Annotated in this window: 6 protein-coding genes; 4 read left to right on the top strand and 2 right to left on the bottom strand. The window is 45.3% G+C overall.

What is annotated here, in order from left to right:
* Window positions 1-322: 322 nt before the first annotated feature.
* The 4 genes from recO to Q0668_RS18270 all read left to right on the top strand — a co-directional run bounded on the left by recO (window position 323) and on the right by Q0668_RS18270 (window position 4498).
* Entirely contained in the window at window positions 323-1069 is a 747-nt protein-coding gene (recO, locus tag Q0668_RS18285; RefSeq protein ID WP_298867259.1) for a DNA repair protein RecO, read from the top strand.
* A gap of 137 nt (window positions 1070-1206) precedes the next feature.
* Window positions 1207-2565 (top strand): outer membrane protein assembly factor BamD, encoded by a 1359-nt coding sequence (bamD, locus tag Q0668_RS18280; RefSeq protein WP_298867257.1) that lies wholly within the window; start codon window positions 1207-1209, stop codon window positions 2563-2565.
* A 48-nt stretch (window positions 2566-2613) separates the two neighbouring features.
* Complete coding sequence (lptE, locus tag Q0668_RS18275) at window positions 2614-3135, top strand: LPS assembly lipoprotein LptE (protein ID WP_298867254.1); 522 nt, start codon at window positions 2614-2616, stop codon at window positions 3133-3135.
* A 232-nt stretch (window positions 3136-3367) separates the two neighbouring features.
* A complete protein-coding gene (locus Q0668_RS18270) occupies window positions 3368-4498 on the top strand; it encodes a PASTA domain-containing protein (RefSeq protein WP_298867252.1) in 1131 nt (376 codons plus the stop codon).
* A 61-nt stretch (window positions 4499-4559) separates the two neighbouring features.
* On the opposite strand, the gene smpB is transcribed toward Q0668_RS18270, so the two are convergent.
* Window positions 4560-5054, bottom strand: coding sequence for an SsrA-binding protein SmpB (gene smpB, locus Q0668_RS18265; protein WP_298867251.1), 495 nt, complete (start codon window positions 5052-5054; stop codon window positions 4560-4562).
* A 153-nt stretch (window positions 5055-5207) separates the two neighbouring features.
* Window positions 5208-5957, bottom strand: a complete 750-nt coding sequence (locus Q0668_RS18260; protein WP_298867249.1) for a hypothetical protein — start codon at window positions 5955-5957, stop codon at window positions 5208-5210.
* Window positions 5958-6139: the final 182 nt, after the last annotated feature.

The raw sequence follows: 6139 nt of genomic DNA, 5'->3' as shown, positions 1-6139 counted from the left end.
GTTGCCTTTCAGCAAAAAAAGCCTGCGATGATTTTCGCAGGCTTTTTTTATTTCATTCGCTTGGTCTCGATTTCCAGCTGTACGCTTTCCAGATTTGTGAACAACTTTCTAGAACGTGTCCCATTTCACTAGAGCATCATCCATACTATTATACTCGTATTGAAAGGCTCTAGAGACGCTACCATAAACCTGGATACAGGCTAAAATCAAACAGTCGAAGATCACGCAGCACCCACAGCACCAACTTGACAGGTGTCGTACAAGAGATGCCCTTCTGAACCCTTTAACGCGTGAACGCAGCATATATGATCCGGCAACTTCCATGTCTAATGAAAAAACCGAAGGCTTGATTATCAGACTGGCTGACTTCAGTGAGTCCAGCAAAGTCATTACCTGGTTTACCAGGGACTTTGGTAAAACTGCGTCTTTGGCAAAAGGTGCAAAAAGACTGAAAAGCTCGTTCGAGGCTGCTATTGACTTGCTGGCCACATGTCGGATAGTCTTCATCCGAAAATCTTCCGGCGGGCTCGATCTATTGACCGAAGCCCAGCTCGTGAATCGTTTTCGCCCTTATCCTGGAAATTTATCCAACCTGTATGTGGGCTACTACATTGCCGAATTATTGGATGCGCTGATTGAGGAATATGATCCTCATCCAGAACTATATGATGCGGCGTATGCAGTATTACAACACTTGCAGGAACATGATGATTTTCAGAAATCATTGATAACATTTGAGTTAACCATATTAGAGGAAATCGGTCAGCTACCTCAGTTCGATTACTGTGCCGGATGCAGTCAGGAATTAGGGCAGCTGGAATCATATCTTTACGACGTCAATAACGGCGGACTATATTGCCAACATTGTGAACAGCAGCGACACGGAAACGTTCGTATTTCCCGCGGCACAATTGCGGTCTTACAAAAACTTTCAAACGAAAAAACAATACTTTCCCAGCGATTAAACTTATCTCTACAACAACAACGAGAGATTCGAAAATTGCTGTCCACAACCATGTCTCATATCTTGGGACGCCGCCCCAAAATGGCGTCCTACCTAAAACTATAAACTTTTCAATTCCCCCCAGGTGGAAGTCAGGGATGACCATGTCCACTTATGACTTACAAAATATATTTTCATTCATGCCATACACAATTCGCTATTGTTTTACGCTAGCGGTCTGTGGGCTGATCTCAGGTTGCGCAATGTTCGGAGACCAAAACTCTGAATTTGCTGCACTGAAACCTCCCTGGTCCAAAAGTGCGGTAGATAAACCTTCGATCGATGGAATTCAAGGGCCCATGCAGCGCGTGATGCAGACGGCACTCTGGAAAAAGAAGAAGAATTCCACTTTCATTGAACCCGCGCTGGGAGCCGCAGAATACAAACAGGCAAACGAAAAATTCCAGGCCAAAGAATTCAAAGTGGCTGAGAAGGAATTCAAAGCCATCGTGAAAAAATACAAAAATGATCCGATCAAAGAAGATGCCCAGTTCATGGTGGCCGAATGCCAATATGCGCAAAAAAAATATGCATGGGCACAGGACAGCTACGACCTGTTGCTAGTCGATTACCCTTCCACGCGGCATCTGGACCAGACTACAAAACGATTGTTTTCCATCGCCCGTTACTGGCTCCAGGAACCATCCATTGTCACAGGGAGCGAGATTCAGCAGGTGAATCTGGAACAACCTGGCTCAGAAAAGCCTGAAATCCCCAGTGATGGAAAGCAACGCAAATCACGTTGGGCACTTCTGCCAAATCTGTTTGACCGCTCACGTCCTGTCTTCGATACCGAGAACAGGGCTCTAGAAGCACTGAAATCCATCTGGCTCCATGATCCTACCGGCCCACTAGCCGATGATTCATTGATGTTGACGGCCAGTCATTACTTGAAAGTCGGGCGTTATATGGACGCCGACCGCACTTTTACACTGCTCCGTGAAGAATATCCCAAAAGCCCACACCTCAAAGATGCATTCATGCTCGGAACCCACGTAAAGCTGATGTCCTATCAGGGACCTCAATATGATGCGACCGTCCTTTCCGACGCGGGAAACTTAAAAGAGACCACCATACGACTCTTTCCTGAATCAGAACGAATGCGACTCAAAGAAGAACTGAAAAAAATTGAACAGGCCAAAGCCAAACGAGACTGGGAAACCGTTCAATATTGGATGCGACGCAGCAAACCAAAGTCGGCAGCCATTTATTGTAACCTGCTAATCGAGAACCATCCTACATCCACGTTTGCAAATCAGGCCCGAGAATTACTCGCAGAATTAGGCGAGGAAAATACCAGCCACCTCTGGGCGAACTACGCAACGCCGAAACAGAATGTGCAACAGCAACCGGAACCGAAAAGATCATTCGTTCCAGAACTGCCCGGCTTGCCCGCTTTTGGAAAAGCAGGATCCTCTCCCTCCAGCACTCCACCAAAATTACCAGTCGCGACAAAATCGGAGCTTGAACCCCCGGCCCGTTTGAGACTGGATAACTTAGATGAACCCATTAGAAAAATTCCACTGGAAGAAGAAGCAAAGCCGGCTAAACTTAAACTCTAACATTCGGTTATTTCGTGGCAGAAAAAAAGTTTTCTGTTCAAAAAACACATGAAACGTTTTGTGGTCAATTTGTTACTGTTGTCTCTGCTGCCGATCAATTTGTCAGGCTGCGGTTATACGGTTGGTAATTCTTATCAACCCGATGTGCAGACCGTTTATGTACCCATCTTTGAAAACAAAACATTTCGTCGTGGATTTGAATATCAGTTAACAGAAGCCGTCCAACAGAAAATACAATCTCGAACCCCTTTCCGCCTGGCGAAAGGTGTCGAAGCAGATACAAAACTCACGGGAATCATTAAACAAATTGACAAAAATGTACTAGCGACAACACAGAATACGGATCCTCGAAATTTGAACTTGAAGTTTGTAGTTGAGGTAACCTGGGAAGATATGCGCAGCGGAAGAATCTTATCTCAACAGCAGGTACCCATCACGGCTGACGTTGTCAGATTAGTATCACAAGCCTCATTTGCTCCGGAAGTCGGACAATCACTGGCGACAGCGACAAAAACTGCCACAGACAGTCTGGCAAACCAGATTGTCCAATTAATGGAAGCCCCCTGGTAAAAAGACGAAAATTGACAGTGACAAACATGGATAGTCAGGCTTTTTGATTCCTGCTAAACTCTGCCTGAATGTTGTCATTAACTAGATCAGAACAAACATCAACCACCCACCTCACTAAAATGACCTATCTTCTTCATTAGCACGGATTGCGAAATCATATCAGGCTACGGGCCAATTTCTCTGCCTCATCAATCAGCCAGACCGGCAATCCAGGGAAGGATTTGGATAATAAATGAAATCGAATCTTGTTTTACATCAAAGAGTTCTCCTTTTCTCCTGCTGTACGGCATTAACGCTCCTGCTGTTCTATCATGAGTCACAAGCACAGGACCAGCGGAAACAACGCCCCAACCCGGCGGATGCGGTTCTACAGGTACAGCAATTGCCGCCCGCGTTGGAAGAGATACTGAAAAACTGGGAGCGAGAATCAAAAAAAATCAATAAACTGCAAGGCAAACATACACGTTACTGGTATGACGACGTCTTCCAGGTAGAAAAACATTCGGAAGGCAAGTTCTATTATGAACAGCCCGACAAAGGGCGTATCGATATCACTCCGACAGAAATTCCGAAAGGTGCGCAGGGCAGGAAAAAAAATGCAAAAGGAATATCTTACCAGCTAAAACCAGGCGATAATGAACGCTGGATTTGTGACGGCAACCGAATCTTTTCGATCGATGAACAAGAGAAAACGTATGAGGTCTATCCCATTCCTCTGGAACGTCGTGGTGCCAATATTATGGAAGGACCGCTGCCGTTTCTGTTTGGTATGCCAGCCAAAGTTGCTAAAAAACGCTACTTTCTAAAGTTGTTGATCGATGAACCAACACGTATTGTAATTGCCGTCAAGCCACGTCGCCGGGCAGATGCTGCGAATTACAGTGAAGCAAAAGTTATGCTGAATCCCAAGACCTATCTGCCCAGCGCAGTACAGTTGATTCACCCGGGAGGTAACCAGTCAACCGTTTACACATTTAGTGATGTAGAAGCGAACAAAAAAAGAGGACTTCTTGGCATTTGGTTAGGTGAAAAACCTTTTACACCTAACTTGGATGATTATCAACTGCAAGGTAAAGTCGTCGCGGCCGCTGGTGAGAACCAGGTACAACAACCGGTCAAGCCCGTTCAACACAAGGCTTTCAAAGTTCCCTCTCTGATTGGTAGAGATTACAAGACGGCTCAAAAAATGTTGCAACAGATGGGATTTGAATCAAAGCTGCACGAAGGACAAGCAGTTGCAAAACCGGGAGAGCGCCCGTTCCATGTTTATTTACAGGCACCTGAACCAGGAACAGCTGCCAAAAAGGGAGACCTGATTCATTTAAAGCTCTATATGAAGCCTAAGCAGGCGGCTCAAAAATAAGGGCACAAAGAGAACAGAAAACGCGGGACCTTTAAAGCCCTCTGGAATTTTTCAGAGGGCTTTAATTATTGCGGGCGCGCATCGCACGTTGGATATCCATGCGTGCGGAATCTTTTTTGAGCTTCTCGCGTTTATCATGCAGTTGACGGCCTTTGGCAATTCCCAGCTTCACCTTCACCAACCCACGTGAAAAATAAACGCTTAAGGGAACCAGCGTTAAACTCGATTTTTCACCCTGCTCAGCAAATTTCTTGATCTCTGTTTTCTTCATCAACAACTTGCGAGGGCGTCGTGATGCGTGGTTCATTGTGCTGGCTTGCGGGTACATGGCGATATCACAATTAAATAACCACACCTCGCCATTCTGCATCCGGGCAAATGCCTCTTCAATGGAGATCTTATTCGCACGAATACTTTTGACTTCGCTGCCCACCAGCACGATTCCACAATTCAGCGTGTCCAGAATTTCATAATTGTGTCGCGCTTTGCGATTTTGGCAAACCGTACGTGAGTTGGGGTCTTCTTTCGAAGCACTCTTTTTTCCTTTTTTACCCATCGCCCCAATCTCCACCCGTTAATTTACCAAAACCACTCTCAGCCGCATTATTGAACAGACATCTATCTAATGTCGACCGTTATTTTTAGAATCCATTTCTCAGATTAGAATCGACACAGCTACTTGCCGTCAGGTTCAGTATTCGTTGAATTATTAAGTACTATCTTGTCGAACCTGAACTTGGAGAGCTCCCAGCATACGGGTAATCTGTTTTTCTTTCCTGGAAATGAAAGGCACATTGTCCAGAACAATCGCCCGAGGTTCATTCCGGGGATGCAAAACCAGACGGCCTGACCGCAGCAGAATATATTCAAATATGTCACTGATCTCTTTATCAATTTTCAGGTTAGGGGCGGCAAATCGTTCCAGGTCACTCAAAAAACCATGATGATGCAGCAACTCATTTCCTTTGACCTCCCAATAGTCAAAGCGGACACTAATGGCTACACCTACAAAAATCAGCCCCAGTATTATGGAAAAGAGCCAATACATTTGTGAATTCGCCCAGGGTCGTAATCCCTTCAGAAAGTTAGTCAGGGGAGGCACAATGTCCGGGTTAAATCGAATCAGCATCCAGGCACCCATAAACAAGGCAGCTCCCAGAAAGAGCAAAGTCAATGATGTCGTACGGGGAAAGTCAAAAGCCAGCACTGTCAGATTGAGTCCGAAGACACCCAGAAAAAGTAACGCCATGATTTCAGCCATGTGCTCACGATTGCCGCCGATCAGGGCAGATTCACCGGCAATCGACATAAAGATCGCAGCAACCAGCGAAACAAATAATGTCGGATAGAGAAACACAATTTTGGGATACGAAATCAAATAAATACTGGATGGGGTTTCATCTTTGGAGGAACCCTGATTGATTTCCTGTTCTTCGCTGTTCTTAGAGTCATCAGTCATTTTCGAATCCCTTATCTGTAGTCGCTTGTTAACTCAACTGCTTTCAAAGCACAACGCAGACCTTTTTACTTACGAATCCCTTTGGTTAAACGCATTCGCATCTGAACTGGATCATAAAACCAGCAGCAAATTTCAAAAGTTGTGGCTTTTTACAACATGGAAATCCAGCCGCAATTTCGCAT

The organism is uncultured Gimesia sp. (assembly GCF_937910335.1).
Taxonomy (GTDB): domain Bacteria; phylum Planctomycetota; class Planctomycetia; order Planctomycetales; family Planctomycetaceae; genus Gimesia.
Note: the sequence above shows the minus strand (reverse complement) of the source record. Positions and strands in the feature narration are given on the sequence as shown.

Excerpts from the sequence above, each read along its gene's own strand:
- recO (WP_298867259.1), top strand. The coding sequence starts at position 323 with ATGTCTAATGAAAAAACCGAAGGCTTGATTATCAGACTGGCTGACTTC.
- bamD (WP_298867257.1), top strand. The coding sequence starts at position 1,207 with ATGTTCGGAGACCAAAACTCTGAATTTGCTGCACTGAAACCTCCCTGG.
- lptE (WP_298867254.1), top strand. The coding sequence starts at position 2,614 with ATGAAACGTTTTGTGGTCAATTTGTTACTGTTGTCTCTGCTGCCGATC.
- Q0668_RS18270 (WP_298867252.1), top strand. The coding sequence starts at position 3,368 with ATGAAATCGAATCTTGTTTTACATCAAAGAGTTCTCCTTTTCTCCTGC.
- smpB (WP_298867251.1), bottom strand. The coding sequence starts at position 5,054 with ATGGGTAAAAAAGGAAAAAAGAGTGCTTCGAAAGAAGACCCCAACTCA.
- Q0668_RS18260 (WP_298867249.1), bottom strand. The coding sequence starts at position 5,957 with ATGACTGATGACTCTAAGAACAGCGAAGAACAGGAAATCAATCAGGGT.